The 18,246-nt window shown below is 63.8% G+C and carries 19 protein-coding genes and 1 tRNA gene; 1 reads left to right on the forward strand and 19 read right to left on the reverse strand.

Features of this window, described 5'->3' with window-relative positions; genetic code table 11:
* Nucleotides 1-375, forward strand: a 375-nt coding sequence (locus tag DW211_RS09570) for a sensor histidine kinase (protein ID WP_147357262.1), incomplete at its 5' end; no start/stop codon positions are given.
* 606 nt (nucleotides 376-981) lie between these two features.
* Here DW211_RS09570 and DW211_RS09575 read toward each other — a convergent pair.
* The 19 genes from DW211_RS09575 to DW211_RS09665 form a co-directional block, all read right to left on the reverse strand.
* Nucleotides 982-1,058 (reverse strand) — tRNA-Pro (locus DW211_RS09575).
* An 80-nt stretch (nucleotides 1,059-1,138) separates the two neighbouring features.
* Entirely contained in the window at nucleotides 1,139-2,353 is a 1,215-nt protein-coding gene (gene coaBC, locus DW211_RS09580) for a bifunctional phosphopantothenoylcysteine decarboxylase/phosphopantothenate--cysteine ligase CoaBC (RefSeq protein WP_233540989.1), read from the reverse strand.
* A 2-nt stretch (nucleotides 2,354-2,355) separates the two neighbouring features.
* Nucleotides 2,356-3,075, reverse strand: coding sequence for a zinc ribbon domain-containing protein (locus tag DW211_RS09585; RefSeq protein ID WP_118260501.1), 720 nt, complete (start codon nucleotides 3,073-3,075; stop codon nucleotides 2,356-2,358).
* Nucleotides 3,072-3,881, reverse strand: a complete 810-nt coding sequence (locus DW211_RS09590; RefSeq protein WP_118260502.1) for a Nif3-like dinuclear metal center hexameric protein — start codon at nucleotides 3,879-3,881, stop codon at nucleotides 3,072-3,074. Before DW211_RS09590 ends, DW211_RS09585 begins: the two co-directional genes overlap by 4 nt.
* Nucleotides 3,878-5,056, reverse strand: a complete 1,179-nt coding sequence (locus DW211_RS09595; RefSeq protein ID WP_118260504.1) for a cysteine desulfurase family protein — start codon at nucleotides 5,054-5,056, stop codon at nucleotides 3,878-3,880. The genes DW211_RS09590 and DW211_RS09595 overlap by 4 nt, the downstream gene beginning before the upstream one ends.
* A gap of 6 nt (nucleotides 5,057-5,062) precedes the next feature.
* Nucleotides 5,063-5,734 (reverse strand): ribulose-phosphate 3-epimerase, encoded by a 672-nt coding sequence (gene rpe, locus DW211_RS09600; RefSeq protein ID WP_118260505.1) that lies wholly within the window; start codon nucleotides 5,732-5,734, stop codon nucleotides 5,063-5,065.
* 18 nt (nucleotides 5,735-5,752) lie between these two features.
* Complete coding sequence (locus DW211_RS09605) at nucleotides 5,753-6,760, reverse strand: NAD(P)H-dependent glycerol-3-phosphate dehydrogenase (RefSeq protein WP_118260507.1); 1,008 nt, start codon at nucleotides 6,758-6,760, stop codon at nucleotides 5,753-5,755.
* A 9-nt stretch (nucleotides 6,761-6,769) separates the two neighbouring features.
* Nucleotides 6,770-7,453 (reverse strand): glycerol-3-phosphate 1-O-acyltransferase PlsY, encoded by a 684-nt coding sequence (gene plsY / locus DW211_RS09610; protein WP_118260509.1) that lies wholly within the window; start codon nucleotides 7,451-7,453, stop codon nucleotides 6,770-6,772.
* Nucleotides 7,446-8,780 carry a ribosome biogenesis GTPase Der gene (gene der, locus DW211_RS09615; RefSeq protein WP_118260511.1) on the reverse strand — a complete coding sequence of 445 codons (1,335 nt, stop codon included), beginning with the start codon at nucleotides 8,778-8,780 and terminating at the stop codon, nucleotides 7,446-7,448. The genes plsY and der overlap by 8 nt, the downstream gene beginning before the upstream one ends.
* Before the next feature lie 10 nt (nucleotides 8,781-8,790).
* Nucleotides 8,791-10,233 carry a DUF512 domain-containing protein gene (locus tag DW211_RS09620; RefSeq protein ID WP_118260513.1) on the reverse strand — a complete coding sequence of 481 codons (1,443 nt, stop codon included), beginning with the start codon at nucleotides 10,231-10,233 and terminating at the stop codon, nucleotides 8,791-8,793.
* 2 nt (nucleotides 10,234-10,235) lie between these two features.
* Nucleotides 10,236-11,132, reverse strand: coding sequence for a 4-hydroxy-3-methylbut-2-enyl diphosphate reductase (locus tag DW211_RS09625; RefSeq protein ID WP_118260515.1), 897 nt, complete (start codon nucleotides 11,130-11,132; stop codon nucleotides 10,236-10,238).
* Between the two features lie 2 nt (nucleotides 11,133-11,134).
* Nucleotides 11,135-11,863, reverse strand: a complete 729-nt coding sequence (locus DW211_RS09630) for a lysophospholipid acyltransferase family protein (protein WP_118260517.1) — start codon at nucleotides 11,861-11,863, stop codon at nucleotides 11,135-11,137.
* A gap of 3 nt (nucleotides 11,864-11,866) precedes the next feature.
* A complete protein-coding gene (gene cmk, locus DW211_RS09635) occupies nucleotides 11,867-12,553 on the reverse strand; it encodes a (d)CMP kinase (RefSeq protein ID WP_118260518.1) in 687 nt (228 codons plus the stop codon).
* Between the two features lie 66 nt (nucleotides 12,554-12,619).
* Complete coding sequence (locus DW211_RS09640) at nucleotides 12,620-13,591, reverse strand: pseudouridine synthase (protein ID WP_118260520.1); 972 nt, start codon at nucleotides 13,589-13,591, stop codon at nucleotides 12,620-12,622.
* Nucleotides 13,578-14,297 (reverse strand): SMC-Scp complex subunit ScpB, encoded by a 720-nt coding sequence (scpB, locus tag DW211_RS09645; protein WP_118260522.1) that lies wholly within the window; start codon nucleotides 14,295-14,297, stop codon nucleotides 13,578-13,580. Before scpB ends, DW211_RS09640 begins: the two co-directional genes overlap by 14 nt.
* Nucleotides 14,298-14,309: 12 nt before the next feature.
* Nucleotides 14,310-15,119: a ScpA family protein gene (locus DW211_RS09650; RefSeq protein ID WP_118260524.1), complete on the reverse strand. Its 810-nt coding sequence runs from the start codon at nucleotides 15,117-15,119 to the stop codon at nucleotides 14,310-14,312.
* 84 nt (nucleotides 15,120-15,203) lie between these two features.
* Nucleotides 15,204-15,887: a site-2 protease family protein gene (locus DW211_RS09655; RefSeq protein ID WP_118260525.1), complete on the reverse strand. Its 684-nt coding sequence runs from the start codon at nucleotides 15,885-15,887 to the stop codon at nucleotides 15,204-15,206.
* Between the two features lie 9 nt (nucleotides 15,888-15,896).
* Nucleotides 15,897-16,193 (reverse strand): hypothetical protein, encoded by a 297-nt coding sequence (locus tag DW211_RS09660; RefSeq protein WP_233540990.1) that lies wholly within the window; start codon nucleotides 16,191-16,193, stop codon nucleotides 15,897-15,899.
* The gene (locus DW211_RS09665; RefSeq protein ID WP_118260527.1) at nucleotides 16,180-18,213 is read right to left on the reverse strand and encodes an ABC-F family ATP-binding cassette domain-containing protein; all 2,034 of its coding nucleotides are present in this window, start codon (nucleotides 18,211-18,213) and stop codon (nucleotides 16,180-16,182) included. Before DW211_RS09665 ends, DW211_RS09660 begins: the two co-directional genes overlap by 14 nt.
* Nucleotides 18,214-18,246 lie beyond the last annotated feature (33 nt).

Consider the following 18,246-nt stretch of genomic DNA (forward strand, 5'->3'; position numbering starts at 1 on the left):
CCCGCTGTCGCGGGCGCGCCCGAGGCCCCGCTCGACCGAACCGCCCTGGCGCGAGCCGCCGCGAACCTCGTGGCCAACGCCGCCGAGCACGCGCGCTCGCGCGTGGCGGTCTCCTGCGACGTCGCGGGCGGACACCTCGTCATCGAGGTGGCCGACGACGGACCGGGCTTCTCTCCCGCCGCCCTCGAACGCGGCTGCGAGCGCCTCTTCACAGACGACTCGTCCCGCTCCTCGCGCGACGGAGGCCGCCACTACGGGCTCGGCCTCCATGTCGCCTCCGAGGCCGCGAGCGCCCACGGGGGCTCTGTCTCGCTCGCCAACAGCCCCTCGGGCGGCGCGGTGGTCACCATCGCGGTCCCCCTGTGCGGGATCTGACGACTTCCTCGATGTCTACCTCGACTGCGATATGTCGCTCGCCGAGGCCGCGACGAGATGGTGTTGCGTCTGCCCCGCTTGGTGCTTCTAGCTCAAATTTGATCTGATGTAAGGCTCGTGCAATCCTGCATGGGCCGTTCTTTTGGCAATTGCTCGACCGATTCGTGGCTTGAAACACAAATTATCGAGTTAAGGAGACATGGGGTCACACAGCGGCTCTCAGAGCGCCCGCCGCACTCCCCCGCCATTACCCTGCGGCGTCCTCGTATAGAGCCCATCCTGCTTGGCGTTTCGTTGCAACAGCCCACTTGTCCACCGATCAAGTGAACTACTGGAATAAATACAGCGACACGCTTGTCCGTTATAGTCGCTATATCTGTGTTAATCGCCGCGATAAATACAGCCTGTACTCGGCTGCATACCAGCTACGCGTATGTAGATTCATATCGCGTTAATAAATCGGCTCAAGCGTGTGCAAAACGCGCAAGTAGCCGCAAAAGGCGATTATCGCGCAGGTAGATTTTTGGCACCCTGTTGCTTAAACAAAATTAAGCAATTGCTTAAAACAAAAAAGGTCAGGCACAAGGTGCCTGACCTGCAAACTTCTGGTCGGGACGACTGGATTCGAACCAGCGACCCCTTGACCCCCAGTCAAGTGCGCTACCAAGCTGCGCCACGTCCCGAAGCTTTTGTTTGTTGCTCTGCTCTCGCTCGCAACAGGGAGTATATTAACCCGAAACTTTAGACTTGTGCAAGAACTTTTTTACAAATTTTGAAGCAAGTCCAAAATTGTATCTGCGAGCTGGGGTTTTGTTAGAACGGGAAGTTCTTGCGTACCCGTTGTGCTCACAATCCAGGCCTTGTTGGTATCGGTTCCAAAGCCCGAATCGGCGCGTGAGACATCGTTGGCGATAATGGCATCGCAACCCTTGCGGTCGAGCTTTCGCTGTGCGTACTCCAGGACGTTATCGGTCTCGGCCGCAAAGCCGATCACGCACCGCTCCCCCTTCTGGCGCGAAAGCTCAGCCAAAATATCGACCGTCTCGACCAGTTTGATGCGATCCAAGCGCTCGTTGGCCTTTTTGAGCTTATGGTCCGCAGGGGATACGGGGGTGTAGTCGGCGACAGCGGCCGCACAAATGGCCACATCGGCCGTCTGAAAGGCGCTGAGCGCTGCCTTCAGCATTTCAGCGGCGGTCTGCACGCGCACGCACTCCACGCCGTGGGGAACGTCGAGCGATGTCGGTCCCAGCACGAGCGTGACGGCGGCACCGCGACGTGCGGCCTCCCCCGCCAGGGCGATACCCATCTTGCCCGAAGAACGGTTGCCAATGAAGCGCACGGGGTCAATCGGCTCATGCGTGGGGCCGGCGGTAATGACGATGCGCTTGCCCGCCAGGTCTTGTTGCACGGGATTGAGCACCTCGCAGACGGCCTCGACGATGTCCTCGGGTTCGCTCATGCGTCCCGTGTCCACGTCGCCGCAGGCAAGGTAGCCGCTGCCGGGTCCCACCACGTGAACACCGCGCTCGCGCAGCGTGTCCATGTTGGCCTGCGTTGCCGGCGCCTTCCACATGCCGTTATTCATGGCGGGGGCGATCACGATGGGTCGCGGCGTGGCAAGCAGCGTGGTGGAGATGAGGTCATCGGCGATACCGTTTGCCATCTTGGCGATGATATTGGCCGTCGCGGGCGCCACGAGCACCAGATCGGGCTCCTGCGCCAGCGAAATATGGTGGATGGGGTCGGAGGGGTCGTCGAACAGACCAACGGCAACGGGCTCGTTGGTGAGCGCACGGAAGGTGAGCGGCCCCACGAACTCCGTGGCATGCTCGCTCATAACGACCTTGACGCGTGCGCCGCGCTTTTGCAGCAGGCGTACGATATTGCACGACTTATAGGCGGCGATCCCGCCGGTAATACCCAGCAGGATCGTTTTTCCCTCAAGTTGCATTGAATTGTTGGGTACCGCCGTCATCGCTAGGCTTCCTTGCTCGGGAGTACCAGGAGGCGGTGACAGTACGGGCAGTGCGTAATCTCGTTACCGTCGTGGTTGAGGTCGCTCATGGACGATGCCTGCAGCGCGGTGTGGCAGACCGTGGGGATGTTGCCCTGGATGGTCTCGACGGCCAGGCCGCGGAACTGCTTGAGTAGACGCTCGTAGTCGGTGAGCACGTCGGCCGGCAGCGTGGCAGCAAGCGCGGTGCGCTCCTTCGTGGCGGTGTCAATCTGAGCCTGCAGGTCGGCGGCCTTGGCGCGGGCGGTCTTGGTATCGGCCTTCACGCCCTCCTCGAACTTGGCGATGATCGCCTGCGCGCGGGCCTCGCGGTCGAGCGCCTCCTTATGGGCGACAACGACGTCCTTGCGGGTGTGCTCAATCTTGTCCAGACGCTTGGCCAGGGTGGCGAGTTCATTCTCCAGGTCCTGAACCTCGCGGTAGTCAGAGCCGTCGACGTGGCGCTTCTTGGCGGCCTCGATGGCGTTGTTGGTCTGAATCTCGGTGGTGTTGAGATCGTCGAGCTCAATGTCCAGGTCCTTGCGTTGGGCGTAGAGCTTGGTCATCTCGGACTTGAGCTTTACATAGGTCTTACGCTTGGAAGCGAGCTCCTTGAGCTCCGGCATATTGGCAAGTTCGCTCTTGTTGCGGGCGAGCTCCAAATCGATCTGTTGCAGCTTGAGTAGCGTAGCGCCGGCGCTCATAAGTTCTCTCCTTTTGTCACAGTCCACCATTGGCAAGGGTTCAGTATTTTAATCGCATGACGGGGGTCGACCCCGGCGTCAACTGCAGAGTTCATCAATATATCAACGAACGGCTCCTCGGAGCGGTCGTGGCCGAGCAAGATCACCGGCAGCCCGCGCAAGGCAAGGTCCTGTGCCACGTGGTAGCCTGCCTCGCCCGTCACGATAACATCTGCGCCCGCGGCGATGGCGAGCTCTCCAAAGTCGCCTAAGGAGCCGCCCAGAATGGCGACGGTGCGGCACGGGTGCTCGGCTGCGCCCCATACGCGTGGGTCGCTGACAAACGCCGTGGCGGCACGGGTGGCGAGATCGCGCAGGCTGTAGACGTCGTGGAGGGTCGCGAGTGCGCCCAGACCGGTGAGCTCAGGCTCGTCCACATGCTCCAGCGAGCTCATGGGCTCAGCGCCCAGCAACTCACTCAGGCGAACGCGCGCCTCGTGCGATCGGTCCAGGTTGGTGTGAAGCGAGATGATGCTCACGCCGCAACGAGCTGCCTCGTACAACACAGCGCTGCATTGGGGACGCGATACATCCGCCGGGCAAAACGCCTCGGGCGCCTTGATATAAATGGGATGATGCGTCAGCAGCACGTTGGCGCCGGCCTCGAGAGCACGGTGCACGTTGGCCTCGGTAGCGTCGAGTGCGCAGGCGACGCCGGTGATCTTTGCAGCGGGATCTCCCACAGATAGCCCTACATGATCCCAGCCCTCGGCGTCCGCCTTGGGGTAGCGCGCCAGCAGCGCACGTTCAAGCTCGGAGACGATCATGCGGCACCTACGATCGAGAGCAGCGTCTGGGCGAACTCATCCAGGTCGGAAGGGTTCACGCGGTCATCAAACGAGATACGCAGCGAGCCCAATGCTTGCTCGCGACCAATGCCCATGGCGCTGAGCACGTGGCTCGGGTCCATGCTGCCGCTTGAGCAAGCCGATCCGGCCGAAACCTCAAAACCGGCGGCATCGAGCTTGATGATGAGCTCCTCGGAGTCCATGCCGTCAACGTAGATCGACACCATGCCCGGCAGGCGATCGGCCTGTGCGTAGTCGCCCATCGTGGCATGAATACGCGGATGAGCCGTAAGCGTGGCGTAGAGCTTGTCGGATAAGGCCTGCAGCGTTGTGCGCTCCTGGGCAACATTCGGCAAAAGCGCGGAAGCGGCAGCGGCAAAAGCCAGCTGCGTGCGCAGGTCCTGCGTGCCAGCACGGCGTCCGGCTTCCTGTCCGCCGCCAAAGATGCGGGGTTGCAGCGGCGTGCGGGTCTTAACGTAGAGTGCGCCAGATGCTACGGGACCGCCAATTTTGTGGGCGGCGACGGACATGGCGTCGACGCCCAGCTCGACGGCATCGAGCGGAATATGCAGATACCCCTGGATGGCATCGGTGTGGAACAGGGCGCCAACGGTATGCGTGGCCGCGGCAAGCTCGCGGATGGGCTGCACCACGCCGGTCTCGTTGTTGGCAACCATGATGCTCACGAGCGCCACGTCGTCGCCTAGCAGCTCGACAAGCGTGGCAGGCTCAATGTAGCCCATGCGGCAGGGCTGCACCAGGTCGACGGTAAAGCCGGCGGCACGCAGCAGCGGCAGGTTGTCCAGGATCGAATCGTGCTCGATGGCAGATACGATCACGCGGTTGCGCTTTCGGTCGCGCTGACGAGCGCCCTCGGCAAGGCCAAGGAGCGCCAGCTGGTTGGCCTCGGTGCCGCCGTTGGTCAGGATGATCTCGGACGGGCGGACGCGCGCGCCAAAGCTGTGGGCGATCTCGCGGCGTGCGACCTCCAGGCGCGCGGCGGCCTTGCGGCCGAGCGAGTGCAGGGAGTTGGGGTTGACGCCCGCAAGTTCACTCTCGTCGTACTCACGCTGCGCAATAAGCGCCTCGGCGCGCATGGGCGTCGAGGCGGCATAGTCAAGATTCACGGGTATGCGGTTTTGACCTGCGGTCATAAGGGTTTATGCCTCCTGTGCGGCCTCGTTGCCCAGCTTCTGCAGCAGCGCAACCTCGGCGGCGGGATCTTCGGACTTAAATACGGCGGAGCCTGCCACTAAGACATCGGCGCCGGCCTTGACGACCTCGGCGATATTCTTAGAAGAGATGCCGCCGTCGACCTCGATCAGGGGCGACACGCCGTGGCGCTCGCACATGGCCTTGAGCTCGTGCAGTTTGGCGATGGTGCCCGGGATAAAGCTCTGGCCGCCAAAACCGGGGTTCACGCTCATCAGCAGCACGATATCGACGACCTCGATGATGCTCTCGAGCACGCAAACGGACGTTGCGGGGTTGAGCACCACGCCGGCCTTGACGCCGCGCTGCTGCAGGTGCGTGAGCGTGCGGTGCAGGTGCGTAGAGGCCTCGTAGTGCACGGTAATCATATCGGCGCCGGCATCGGCATACCAATCGACGGTCTCGTCGGGGTTCGAAACCATGAGGTGAGCGTCGACCGGCACGTCGGTGGAGCGCTTGACGGCCTTGAGGATGTCGACGCCAAAGGTGAGATTGCCGGTAAAGTGACCGTCCATGACGTCGAAGTGCACATAGTCGGCACCGGCGATCTTGTCGAGGTCGCCCTTGAGGTTGGCCATGTCGGCCGAAAGGACGGACGGAGCGATTTTAATGGTACCCATGGTAGTAGCCTTTCTGCGCTAGTCGTTGAGCCCGTAGAACTCTTGCGATGGGACGCGGTCAGTGAGAATCTCGAGCGCCCTATCCAAAGTAACACCGTTGTAGAGCGTTTGCTCCACGGCAAAGGTGAGCGGAATGTCTACGCCCAGTGAACGGGCGAGCTCGCTCACGCTGCGGGCCGCGACGGCGCCCTCGACCACCATATGCGTGCGCGCCTGGTACTCGTCGAGCGACACGCCATGAGCGAACTCGAAGCCAAAGGTGCGGTTACGCGAATGCTCGGAAGTGCAGGTGGCGATAAGGTCGCCCATGCCGGCGAGTCCCATGCAGGTCATGGCCTGACCGCCGCGAGCGTGTACCAGGCGGCTGATCTCGGCCAGACCGCGCGTCATGATGAGGGCAAGCGTGTTGTCGCCCGCGCCCGAGCCGGCGGAGATGCCGCACACGATGGCGATGACGTTTTTCATGGCGCCGCAGACCTCGACGCCAGTCATGTCCTGCGACAGGTAGATGCGGAAGGCCGTGGAAAGCAGCAGCTCCTTGAAGGTCTCCCCCACCTGCTGGTCTTTACTGGCGATGACGGCGGCCGAAAGCCCGCCGCGGCAGATCTCCTCGGCATGGTTGGGGCCCGAGAGGGCCGCCACACGCCGCTCGTTGCCGATCTCGCTGGCGATGACCTCGCTCATGAGCAGGCCGGACTCGGGCTCAATTCCCTTGGTGAGGCACAGAACCGGCGTCTCGTCCTCGATGAACGGCGCCGCCTGATGGCACACGTCGCGCAGGTGCGTGGAGGGCACGGCAAAGATGATGGCCTCGGCGCCGTCGAGCGCCTGGGCCAAGTCCGTCGTGGCGACAACGTTTTCCGGCAGCACGTAGTCCACCAGATAGCGGGGATTACGGTTCTCGCCGTTAATGCCGGCGGCCGTCTGCTCACTATGGGCCCACATGGTCACGCGCTCGGCTCGCGCGGCGGCAAGGCCGGCGACGGCGGTTCCCCAGGAGCCGGAGCCAATCAGCGCAACATTCATGACTCTCTCCTACTTATCGTCGGGCTCGGTGACGCGCTTGGTAAACGAGAGCTTGGACTCCTTACCGGCCATGAGCTTTTTGATGTTCGCGCGATGGGCCCACACCACGGTGATGCCGATCAGCGCCATGCAAAACTTGAGGCCCAGGCTGCTGTACGGAAAGACCGCACAAGAGGCGATGGGAAGACCGATGGCGGCGGCAAGTGAGCCCACCGACACGTATTTGGTGATGGCAACGGCCACGATAAACATGCCCAGTAGCGACAAGCCAATGGGCCAGTACCAGGCGAGGATGACACCCAGGCCCACAGCAATACCCTTGCCACCATGGAAGTTGAGGTAGGGCGAGAAGATGTGTCCCCACACGGCAGAAAGGCATATGACGCCGAGCATCCAGTCGCCGGCGGCACCGGGAGCCATGATGCTCACAGGGAAGCCATAGCCCACGCTCGCAATGAGCGGACGCGCGATAAGGACGCAGATGGCGCCCTTAAGGCAGTCGAGCAGCAGGGTGAGCGCGGCGACCTTGGGGCCGGCCACGCGCAGCGCATTGGTGGTGCCGATGTTGCCGGAGCCCGCCTTGCGAATGTCCGTGTGGTTGAACACGCGGCCCAGGATCAGGCCAAACGGAATCGCTCCGATAAAGAACGAGACCACGGCGCAGATGGCGGTCAGCAGAATCGGATTATGCATCCTTTTGCTCCTTCTTCCTAAAGAAGAGTCGAATGGGCGTGCCGGCAAAATCGAAGGTCGAGCGCATGCGGTTCTCCACGTAGCGCTGGTAGGTGTCGTTGACCAGGTCGCTGTGGTTGACGAAGAACGTAAACGTCGGCGGGTTGATGCCCGTCTGGGTCACGTAGTGCATGCGCAGGCGGCGCTTGCCGTCCACCACGGTGTGGCCGAACTCGCGCAGGTCGGTGAGGAACGTGTTGAGGCGCGAGGTGGTGATCTTTTGCGAACGCGTCTTCTCGGCTGCGTCGACCATCGCCCAGATCTTCTCGACGCTGCGGCCAGTGAGGGCAGAGATGCGCAGGTACTGGGCCCAGGGAGCCATGACGCCCAGACGGCGGTCGATGGTCTCCATGCAGGCCTCGCGCTTACGGTCGTCGTCGAGCAGGTCCCACTTGTTGAGCAGCACAACGATGGCACAGCCGCGCTCGATGGCAAGACCCATGACCTTCTGGTCCTGTTCGGTAACGCCCACGGAGGCGTCGACGACGAGCAGCGCCACGTCGGCGCGGTCGATGGCGCGCAGGCCGCGGACCATCGAGTAGTACTCGATGTTCTCGTACACGGTGCTCTTCTTGCGGATGCCCGCGGTGTCGACCATGCGGTAGTGCTTGCCGTTGCGCTCCACGACGGTGTCGATGGCGTCGCGCGTGGTGCCGGCAATGTTGGACACGATAGAGCGGTCGGCGCCCAGGATGCGGTTGAACAGCGAGGACTTACCGGCGTTGGGGCGGCCGATGATGGCCACGTTCAGCGCATCGGGGAACTCATCGGCGACCTCGTCCTCCTCCTCGGGCAACAGGGCCACGATGTCGTCGAGCAGGTCGCCCGTGCCATGACCATGCAGGGCCGAGAGCGGCGTGGGCTCGCCGATGCCGAGCGAATAGAATTCCCAGATGCTGTCGTTCTCGCGATCGGGGTTGTCGAGCTTGTTCACCAGCAGAAAGACCGGCTTGTCGCAGCGCTTGAGCATGCGAGCGACCGATTCGTCCTCCTCGGTGACGCCGGTGCGGCCGTCGACCACAAACAGGATGACGGCGGCTTCCTCGGCGGCGGCGAGGGCCTGGTCGCGGATAGACGTGGCAAAGACGTCGTCGCTCTTGAGCGGCTCGATACCGCCCGTGTCGACGATGGTGAACTCGCGGCCGTTCCAATCGGCCGTGTGGTATGAGCGATCGCGCGTGACGCCGCGGGACTCATGGACGATGGCGTCCGAGGTTTGGGCCAGGCGGTTAACGAGCGTGGACTTGCCCACGTTGGGGCGTCCGACGACGGCGACGATAGGTTTCATCTGCTCTCCTTTAATGGATAGGGTCAGCGGAATTAGTAGAGTCTGCGGGCACAATGCCAAGGATATGCTCCAGGGTATCGAGCAGCTCATGCGGCATGGTCGACACCACATGAACCTCGGCGCCGCGACTGGTAAGGCTTGCGAGTAAATCGTCACGATGATACTCGTCAAGCGTCATGCCGTCAGCGTTGAACATGAGCTTAGGCACAAAGAGCATAACCCCCGACAGATCTTGGGGCAGCTGCTCCAAGATGTCACACGCGACGATGAGGCCGGTCACGTCCACGTTGCCGCCAAAGTAGCGGTTCTTGATGGCCGTGACAGTGCCGGCGAGTCCCTGGGGCGACTCCACAAAGCGGGCCACCGTGTCGCGTGCGCTGGCGCCCGAGAGGCACAGCAGGTGCTGGCTGCGGGCGGCGATGGCCTCGCGGACGCGGGCCAGACGCTCGGTATCGGCGGCAAGCACGTCGTCGGTCTCGTCTAGATACGAGCGGATCATGCCGATGCCGTCGTAGTACTGCGGGTAACCGTCGTAAAAGTCCGCCTCGGGAGGATCGATGCCGGCGTCCAGATAGAACTCGTCGCTCATCTGGAAGGTGTGGCGGCCAAAGCGCTCGAAGGCACGGTCCTGGTAGGGACGGATCATGGCAATGGTCTCGCGCGCCAGCTCGGGCTTGTCGCTGTAGGACCAGCTAAAACGGTTCTGATGCTTGGTAAAGCCGAGCGGCACGATGCCCAGGCTTGTGATTTGCTCGTGCTCCTCGCAAAAGCGCAGGGTCTTTTCCAGCTCCTCGCCGTCGTTCATGCCGGGGCACAGCACAATCTGCGCGTGAATCTCGATGCCGGCGGCCATGATGGTCTCGAGTACGTCCATGCCTCGCTGAGCGTTACGGCCCATCATACGACGGCGGACGTCGGGGCTCACAGCGTGGACCGACACGTTCATGGGACTCATGTTGCGCTGGATGACGTTTTGCACGTCCTCGTCGGTGAGGTTCGTAAGCGTGACAAAGTTGCCTTGCAAAAAGCTTAGGCGATAGTCGTCGTCGCGAATATAGAGCGTGGAGCGGCCGCCCTTGGGGAGCATGGTCATAAAGCAGAACACGCAGGCGTTGACGCAGGTACGCATGCCGTCGAAGATGGGGCCATCGAACTCCAAACCCCAATCCTCGCCGGGAAAGCGGTCGAGCTCGACGGGGGTGACGGTGCCGTCGCGCGGGTCGAAAACCTCGAGCTCGACGGTATCATCGTCGGCCTCCCAGAGCCACACAATCATGTCGGTAAGCTGCTCACCGTTGACCGTGAGCACGCGCATGCCCGGCTCGATACCCACATCCCACGCGGGCGATTCGGGACGCACGTTCTTGACGAGCGCGCCCTCACCCGGCTCGGGGTCGCGGCTGCGCCCGTAATCGGCCACCTCGGCGGCGTATGCGGGTACGGTCTGGTCCATGGTTAGCGGCAAAGCTCCTTGATGCGCGTGACGGCGCGTTCGATGTGTTCTTGCGGGGTGGAGGCTCCGGCGGTGATGCCGATGTGGTGAGCGTCGGCAAACCACGCGGCCTGGAGCTCGGAAGCTTCCTCGATGTGATGCGTGCGCTCGCAGGCGTCGGCGCAAATCTGTGCCAGGCGGCGGGTGTTGCCCGAGTTCTTGCCGCCCACCACGACCATGCAGTCGCAGCGGTTGGCAAGTGCGGCGGCGGCCTGCTGTCGCTCGCTCGTGGCGGCGCAGATCGTGTTGATCACACGCAGCTCCTGCACACGCGGGGTGATGGCAGCCACGACCTCGGCGAGGTTCTGCGCGGTCTGGGTGGTCTGCACAACCAGGCCCACCTTGCCCTTGAGCGACAGCGCGTCCGCATCGGCAGCGCAGCTCACGACCTGCGCGTCATCGCCGGCGTGGCCCAGGATGCCCTCGACTTCGGGGTGGCCCGGCTCTCCCACGACGATCACGCGGTAGCCCTCGCGCACCAGACGCTCGGCCGCCACGTGGACCTTCTTTACGTAGGGGCAGGTGGCGTCGACCACATCGAGGCCGCGCTCGCGAGCGGCATCGATGACCTGCGGCACCACGCCGTGCGCGCGGATGATCACGGTGCCCGACGCGGCGTCGTCCAAGGTCTCGGCCAGACCGACGCCCGCCTCGGCGAGCTCGCGCACCACGATGGGGTTATGGATGAGCGGGCCCAGCGTGTGGACCTGAGCGTTCCCCCCTGCCTGCGGCGCGGCGGCCAGCGCCATGTCGAGCGCGCGCTGCACGCCGTAGCAAGTGCCCGCGTGGGCAGCGATCTCGATGGTGGGGACGACCTCCTCAGCGGCGGCCGCAGCGGTATTCATGACGTTCTCGCTCATGGCTAGAACCTGCCCGGGTGCTCGGCGCACAGGTCGTCGCGCATGGCGTAAACGCGGCTCATGGCCTCGGACTCAAACCATGCCAGGCGCTCCTTGCGCTTGAGCTCGGCCGGAGCATCGGATAGCGAGATGGCCTTGCCGGCACGGATCCAGCACTTTTTGGGGCGCATGAGCTTTTTGCCTTTGGGCGTGATGTCGGACCAGCCACAAATGGCGAGCGGGTTGACGGGTGCCTTACCCATCTGGGCGATGAGCGCAAAGCCGCCATGGACCTCGGGCTTGATCTCGCGCGAGCGGATGCGCGTGCCCTCGGGGAAGATCAGGACGTCCTCACCGCGCTGCAGTGCATGCTGGGCGGCACGCAGACACTTCATGTCGGCGGTGCCACGCTCGACGGGAATGCCACCCACGCGGCTAAAGGCCCAGCGCACAATCTTGCTCTTGGCGAACTCGGACTTAAAGATGGGGCGGATGCGGCGGCCGCCAAAGAACAGCGCCGTCTCCACGGCCAAGAGTTCGGCCATCGAAGTGTGGTTGCAGATGACCACGCTACCGCGGCCTTCCTGGCGCTCAAACAGCAGGTCGGCGTCCTCGACCTTCCAGCGCCACATGAGCTTGGAGAAGGCCCACAGAATAGCCATGACCACCACGACGACGGCGCGGATGAGCGCCGGGAACTCGGCGTAGGGAGCGTTGTAGTAATCCTCGGGCGTCTGCTTAAACAGGCGCATGGGCTACCTCCTTTGGTTGATGAGGTCCTCGATAATGCGTACGACCTCGTCGATGGTGTGGGCGGTGGAGTCGACGTGCACGGCGTCCTCGGCGGGCACGAGCGGTGCGACCTCGCGGCTGCTGTCGAGCTTGTCGCGCTGCTTGAGGGCGTCGAGGGTCTCATCGACCTCGGCCTCGAGCTGCTCGGCAGTAAGCGGCTGGGCGTCGTTTTGGTGGCGCTGCAGCACGCGGCGGCGGGCGCGCTCACGCGGGTCGGCGGTCAGGAAGACCTTGACCTGCGCGTTGGGGAACACGACGGTGCCGATGTCGCGACCCTCGGCGACGATATCGCGGTCCTCGGCGGCGCGGCGCTGGTGGATGAGCATGGCGGCGCGTACGCCCGGGTAGGCCGAGACCTTGGACACGTTGGCGTCCACCTGCGGGGTGCGGATGGCAGCCGATGCGTCCTTGCCGTCGATGGTCAGGCGCGTGTCCTCGCCGGTGCCGTTGGTAAAGCGAATCTCGATCTGCTCGGCGAGGGCATCGATGGCAGCCTCGTCGTCCAGGTCGATTCCGCGGTCGAGCGCGGCGAAGGTGACGGCGCGATACATGGCGCCCGTGTCGAGCTTGTTAAAGCCCAGCTGGCGGGCGATCTCCTTGGCGATAGTGGACTTGCCGGAACCGGCGGGGCCGTCGATGGCGACGATCATGCAATGCTTCCTTTCGGTTGTTGACGTGCTGGTATGGTTCGCGGGCATTGGGGCGCGGCGAATTGCTTAGCCCGTGTAGCGCTCGCGGTAGGTGTTGCGCTTGGGCGCGGAGCCGTGGCTACCGTGGTGACGCGTGCGGCTGGCGGTGTTAGTCGCCGGCGCGGCGGCGCGTTTGGAGTTGGCCTGCTTGGGAGGGATACCGCCGGCCTTAAGGATCTGCACCTCGCGGTCGGTGAGTTCGCGCCACGAGCCTTTGGCCACGTCCTTGAGCTCCAGGCCGGAAAAGTTACAGCGGTGCAGGCGGATCACCGGATGGTGGATCTTGCTCAGCATGCGCTTGACCTGGTTTTTGCGGCCCTCGCGGATGATGACCTCCACGGCGGTGGTGCCGGGCTTGACGCCTTGGGGAGCTACGGCCGCGGCCTCGCGAGCGGTGATGACGCGGCAGATCGCCGGCTGGCACAGGCCGTCGTCGAGCTCGATGCCGCGGCGGAGCGGCTCCAAGTCGCGATCGGTCAGGTGGCCGTCCACGAGCGCCTGATAGGTCTTGTAGACGTGCTTGCTGGGGTGCAGCAGATCCTGCGACAGGTCGCCGTCGGTGGTAAAGAGCAAAAGGCCCGTGGTGTCGCGGTCCAGGCGGCCCACCGGGAACAGGCCCGGAAATCGGTCGCGGGGAACCAGATCTGCCACGCAGGGGCGCTCCTGAGGATCGCTCATGGTGGTGAGGTAGCCGGTCGGCTTGTAGAGCATCAGGTACACGGCGCCCTGGTTGAGCTTGACGGGCACGCCGTCGACCTCGATATGGTCGCGATCGACGTCGACCTTGGTGCCCAGTTCGGTCGCGACCTGGCCGTTGACGGTCACGCGGCCGGCGGTCATCAGGTCCTCCGAGCCGCGGCGGCTTGCCACGCCCGCGCGCGCCAAAAAGCGCTGTAGGCGCATCGTGTGTGGGTAGACGGGCTGGGTGCCGCCTGTGGGCGCCGTAGCGCCCGCGACGCGTGCGGTGCGCGTCTCCCCTGCTTCGTTAGTCCTCGTCATGCAAATCCTCCGAGGTGTCACCGGTGGGCAGAAGCTCTGCGTCATCGGTGTCCTCAACATCGGTATCGATCAGTTCGCGCTCTTCGTCCAGGTCCTCAGCCTGCTCCTCGAGCGTGGACTGAATGCTGCGGCCGCTCAGGCGCTCGCGGATAAACTGGCGCGATTGCTCGTCGGGCGCAAACTGTTCCAGATCGGGCAGGTCGCGGGTGGAGCGCAGGCCGAACTTTTCCAAGAAAGCGTTGGTCGTGCCGTAGATGATGGCCTGACCGCGCTCGGGGTCGCGACCGAGCTCGCGCACCAGACCCTTGTCCACGAGCGACGCGATGACGCCGTCGGAGTTGACGCCGCGGATGCCCTTGACCACCTCGCGCGTGACGGGCTGGTGGTAGGCGATGACGGCCAGGGTCTCGAGCGCCGCCTGCGACAGTTTTTGTGTGTCCCAGCTCAGCACGTAGGCCTCGACCACGTCGTGGTAGGCGGGGTGCGTAAACAGGCGCCAGCCGCCGGCGACCTCGCGGAGCTGAAAGCCGCGGTTGGCCTCCTCGTACTCAACCTTGAGCTCGGCCAACAGCGACGCGCACTCGCCCGGGGCGATATCCAGCGCACCAGCCAGCGCGGGTGCGCTCACGGGGTCGCTCGACACCAGCAGCAGCGCCTCGAGGGCGCCTTTGAGGCTGTTTGCCTCCAGCGTGGAAAGGGTTGACATGGTTGGTCGCTCCTATTCGGTGAGCTCGGGGCCCTCGCCGGGCACATAGGCCTCGGCGCCCTCGACGCGGTTGATGCAGATGGTTCCAAAGATCTCGTCCTGGCTCAGCGTGAGCGAACCGCGCTTGGCGAGCTCCAGCATGGCCAGGAAGGTGACGACGAGCTGCTCGGTGGTGGCATCGCCGTCCAGCAGCTCACGGAAGGTACAGGTTTGGTGCGCCATGGTAAAGCGGTCGACCGAGGCCACCGTCAGATCGAGCGGCACGCGATGCGGCGCCACGTGCTCGGCCTCCAGCAGGAAGGTCTGGCGCTTGCCGTCCAGGTCGGCGCAGATGACGGCGAGGCCGCGCAGGGTAATACCGGCAAGGTAGTCGGGCATAAGGCCCAGAAACTCGGGGTCGGGGCCGGCCACGCGCGGATGCATGCGGCTCTCGGCCTGCATGCGCGCGCCAAGGGCCGCTGCCGCGCCCTTAAACTGCTTGTAGGCAATCAGACGCTGAATCAGGACCTCGCGCAGGGCGTCGCCGTCGAGCGCGCTGAGTTCCTCGAGGTCGTCGTCGTCCTCGTAATCGTCGTCGGTGTTGCGCGGTGCCTCCTGGGGCACCAGCGAGGCGGCCTTAATGTCCAGAAGGGTTGCCGCGACCAGCAAGAAGTCGCTCGCCACGTCTAGGTCCAGCGTCTCGATGCGCTCGGCTTCGGCAAGGTATTGCTCGGCCACCTCGCTAATGGAGATAGCGCCGATATCTACTTTTTGGCGAGTTACCAGCTGCAGCAGCAGGTCGAACGGTCCGCTGTAGACCTGCGTCGACACGCGATACGACATCTTCGACCTCCTTTGACGGCGCCTTCGCGGCGCGGTTTGGGTGCAAGTTGCGACCGTTTTGCACGGTCGACCTGTAAGTTTACCCTAGATGCCGGCGATTGCGAAGTCGAGCAGCCGCTCAGCCAGCGGATACACGGTAACGTCGAAATAGCGGCCGATCACATCGATGCCGGTCCACATAGGCAGCAGATACAGCACGATGATGAGTATGGGCATGGCGTATTGCTGCAGATGGTAGTAGTTGGTGAGCGCCTTGCCTTTGAGGAATGGGACGATGATCGACGAGCCATCGAGCGGCGGGATCGGGATGAGGTTAAAGAACGCGAGCGACAGGTTGACCACGATAAAGGTGGCGCCGAAGTTCATGATTTGGGACGCCACGGCAAAGGACATGCTTGCGTAGAGGTTGCCATACGCTGCGTGCATGAGGGCGGCCGCGAGGCACGCGAGCGCGATGTTCGATGCGGGGCCGGCCGCGCTCACCAGGACCTCGTCGCGCTTGGGGTGCTTGAGGTTGTTGAGGTAGACGGGCACGGGCTTGGCGAAGGCGAATACCGGGCCGCCGGCCGCGAGCATAAGCAGCGGCAGGAGGATGGTGCCAAACGGGTCGATGTGGTTAAGCGGGTTGAGCGAGACACGGCCGCGCGAACGGGCCGTCTTGTCGCCGAGCGCCCAGGCCGCGGCGGCGTGCGCGCTCTCGTGGATGACAATACCCACGATGACGGCAACGGCGCTGGCGAGCAGGTTCATGAGGTAGCTGCTGGTCATGGCACTCCCCTAGCGGACGCGGCGCGAGGCGCGCGTGAGCAGGTAGTCGATCACAAACAAAATGACGGCCACGATGGCGTAATCCAAGCGGAACACGCCGCCAAAGGGTGAGGTGATGACGCCATAGCCGGCGATGGCGCTCGGCAGTGCGCGCGAAAGCTCGACGACGAAGCCCACAATCTGCAGCTTGGCGGTCAGGCCGCTAAAGCACAGCAGCACGGTCATCGCGCTCATAAAGATGCCACAGATGCGACAGACGATGGCGATGATGCTCATCGTCACGGCGGCGGCTTTACGAGAGTTCACGCGCGGTCTCCTCTTCGATCTGGGTGGAAAGCTCGAGCCATTCGTCCTCGAGCTTGGGCAGCTCTTGCTTAAGGCCGTTATATTCCCCCAGCGCGGCGTTGAACTTGTCCTGATCGGCATAAAGCTCTTCGCTTGCCATCAATTCCATAAGCTCGTCATAGCGGGCGCGCTTTTTGTCAAGCTCGGTCTCGATCTTCTTGAGCTGGTTGCGCACGCCCTTGAGTTTTTTGTTGAGCGCGGCGCGGGCCTGGGCCTCGGCGCGCTTTTGCTCCTTGGTCTTTTTGCCCTCGGCAGGTTTAGGCGCCGCGGCGGGGGTGTCGGCCTGGGCGGCGCTGGCTTTGGTGGACTTGGCCGCCGGAGGCGCGCTCTCCGTGGACGCCTCGGCGGCGGCGCGGGCTGCGAGGTCCTCGCGCTTGTAGAGGTAGTAGTCGTAGTCGCCGTCGTAGACCGTGACCTTGCCGTCGCGGATATCGATGACGCGGTTGGCCACGGCGCGCACCAGGTGCTCGTCATGGCTGATCAGCACGATGGTGCCGGGGAAGTTTTGCAGGGCGTTCTCGAGCATGTCCACCGAGTCGATGTCCAGGTGGTTGGTGGGCTCGTCCAGGCACAGGAGCGCCTCGGGGGCCACGAGCATCTTTGCCAGGGCCAGACGCGCCTTTTCACCGCCGGAGAGGACGCGTACCTGCTTTTCGATTGCGTCGTTGTCGCTAAACAGGAAGGCACCCAGCAGGCTGCGCTGCTGCGGCACGGTCCACTTGGGCGTGACGGTGTCGATCTCTTGCAGGACGGTGTTGGACTCGGTCATGCCCTCGAGCGCGTGCTGGGCATAGTAGGCGACGCCCACGTTGGTGCCCAAGTCGCGCGTGCCGGCGGTGGGCGGCTCCAGGCCGGCGAGGATCTTCATGAGCGTGGACTTGCCGGCGCCGTTGGGGCCGACGAGCGCCACATGCTCGCCGCGGTAGAGCTTGAGGTCGACGTCGCTGTAGATGTGCTTGTCGCCGTAGGACTTGGATACGCCCTCGAGGCCGACGACCATGTCGCCGGAGCGCGGCGGGTCGGGGAACTTGAAGTCGATGCGCTTGTGGCCTTCGGGCAGGATGACGAGCTCCTTTTTGATCTGCTCGATCTTGCGGATGCGCTCCTGCGCCTGGGCGGCCTTAGTGGGCTTGTAGCGGAACTTGTCGACGAAGACCTGCATATGGGCGATATCGCGCTCCTGGGCGGCACGCTTGGCGCGCATTTGCTCCAGGTTGTCCTCGCGCTGCTTGAGATAACTGCTGTAGTTGCCGGTGTAGGTGGTCACGCGGCGGTTCTCGAGCGCGGCCACGTGGTCGACGCAGGCGTCCATGAAGGCGCGGTCGTGGCTGACGATGAGCACAGCGCCGTCATAGTTGGCGATAAAGCCGCGCAGCCACTGAACGCTTTCGAGGTCCAGGTGGTTGGTGGGCTCGTCCAGAAGGAGCAGGTCGGGATGGCGCAAGAAGAGCTTGGCCAGCGCGATGCGCATCTGCCAGCCGCCCGAGAACTCGGAGCACGGGCGCTCAAAGTCGGTGACCTTAAAGCCCAGGCCGGACAGGATCTTGCGGGCGTTGCTCTCGAGCTCGTAGCCGCCCAGGTGTTCAAAGCGGTCTTGGACCTGGCCGTACTCGTTAAGGAGTGCGTCGACGTCCTTGCCCTGCTCGGAGAGCTCGGTGATCTGGGCCTGCAGCTCGTTGGCGCGCTCGCCCATGCGGCGGATTTCCTTGGCCGCGGCCATGACCTCGGCAAGGATGGTCGTGTCCTTGTGCTCCAGGTTGGTTTCCTGCTCTAGGTAGCCCACCTGGCAGTCCTTGGCGTACTGGACCTGTCCGGCGTCGGGGCTGTCGATGCCCATGATTATCTTGAGCATGGTGGTTTTGCCGGCGCCGTTGGGGCCCACGAGCGCGAAGCGCTCGCCGGGGTTGATCTGGAAGGACGCGCCGCTAAAGAGGACGCGCGCGCCGAAGCTTTTTTCGATCTTGTCGACCAGGAGGATCATGGTGCCGCCTTTGACCTTGTGTGCCTATATGAA

This window comes from Collinsella sp. AM18-10 (assembly GCF_003471585.1).
In the GTDB taxonomy this organism is placed as follows: Bacteria; Actinomycetota; Coriobacteriia; order Coriobacteriales; family Coriobacteriaceae; genus Collinsella.

Coding starts and splice junctions, on each gene's coding strand:
- coaBC (WP_233540989.1), bottom strand. CDS start 2,353: ATGACGGCGGTACCCAACAATTCAATGCAACTTGAGGGAAAAACGATC.
- DW211_RS09585 (WP_118260501.1), bottom strand. CDS start 3,075: ATGAGCGCCGGCGCTACGCTACTCAAGCTGCAACAGATCGATTTGGAG.
- DW211_RS09590 (WP_118260502.1), bottom strand. CDS start 3,881: ATGATCGTCTCCGAGCTTGAACGTGCGCTGCTGGCGCGCTACCCCAAG.
- DW211_RS09595 (WP_118260504.1), bottom strand. CDS start 5,056: ATGACCGCAGGTCAAAACCGCATACCCGTGAATCTTGACTATGCCGCC.
- rpe (WP_118260505.1), bottom strand. CDS start 5,734: ATGGGTACCATTAAAATCGCTCCGTCCGTCCTTTCGGCCGACATGGCC.
- DW211_RS09605 (WP_118260507.1), bottom strand. CDS start 6,760: ATGAATGTTGCGCTGATTGGCTCCGGCTCCTGGGGAACCGCCGTCGCC.
- plsY (WP_118260509.1), bottom strand. CDS start 7,453: ATGCATAATCCGATTCTGCTGACCGCCATCTGCGCCGTGGTCTCGTTC.
- der (WP_118260511.1), bottom strand. CDS start 8,780: ATGAAACCTATCGTCGCCGTCGTCGGACGCCCCAACGTGGGCAAGTCC.
- DW211_RS09620 (WP_118260513.1), bottom strand. CDS start 10,233: ATGGACCAGACCGTACCCGCATACGCCGCCGAGGTGGCCGATTACGGG.
- DW211_RS09625 (WP_118260515.1), bottom strand. CDS start 11,132: ATGAGCGAGAACGTCATGAATACCGCTGCGGCCGCCGCTGAGGAGGTC.
- DW211_RS09630 (WP_118260517.1), bottom strand. CDS start 11,863: ATGCGCCTGTTTAAGCAGACGCCCGAGGATTACTACAACGCTCCCTAC.
- cmk (WP_118260518.1), bottom strand. CDS start 12,553: ATGATCGTCGCCATCGACGGCCCCGCCGGTTCCGGCAAGTCCACTATC.
- DW211_RS09640 (WP_118260520.1), bottom strand. CDS start 13,591: ATGACGAGGACTAACGAAGCAGGGGAGACGCGCACCGCACGCGTCGCG.
- scpB (WP_118260522.1), bottom strand. CDS start 14,297: ATGTCAACCCTTTCCACGCTGGAGGCAAACAGCCTCAAAGGCGCCCTC.
- DW211_RS09650 (WP_118260524.1), bottom strand. CDS start 15,119: ATGTCGTATCGCGTGTCGACGCAGGTCTACAGCGGACCGTTCGACCTG.
- DW211_RS09655 (WP_118260525.1), bottom strand. CDS start 15,887: ATGACCAGCAGCTACCTCATGAACCTGCTCGCCAGCGCCGTTGCCGTC.
- DW211_RS09665 (WP_118260527.1), bottom strand. CDS start 18,213: ATGATCCTCCTGGTCGACAAGATCGAAAAAAGCTTCGGCGCGCGCGTC.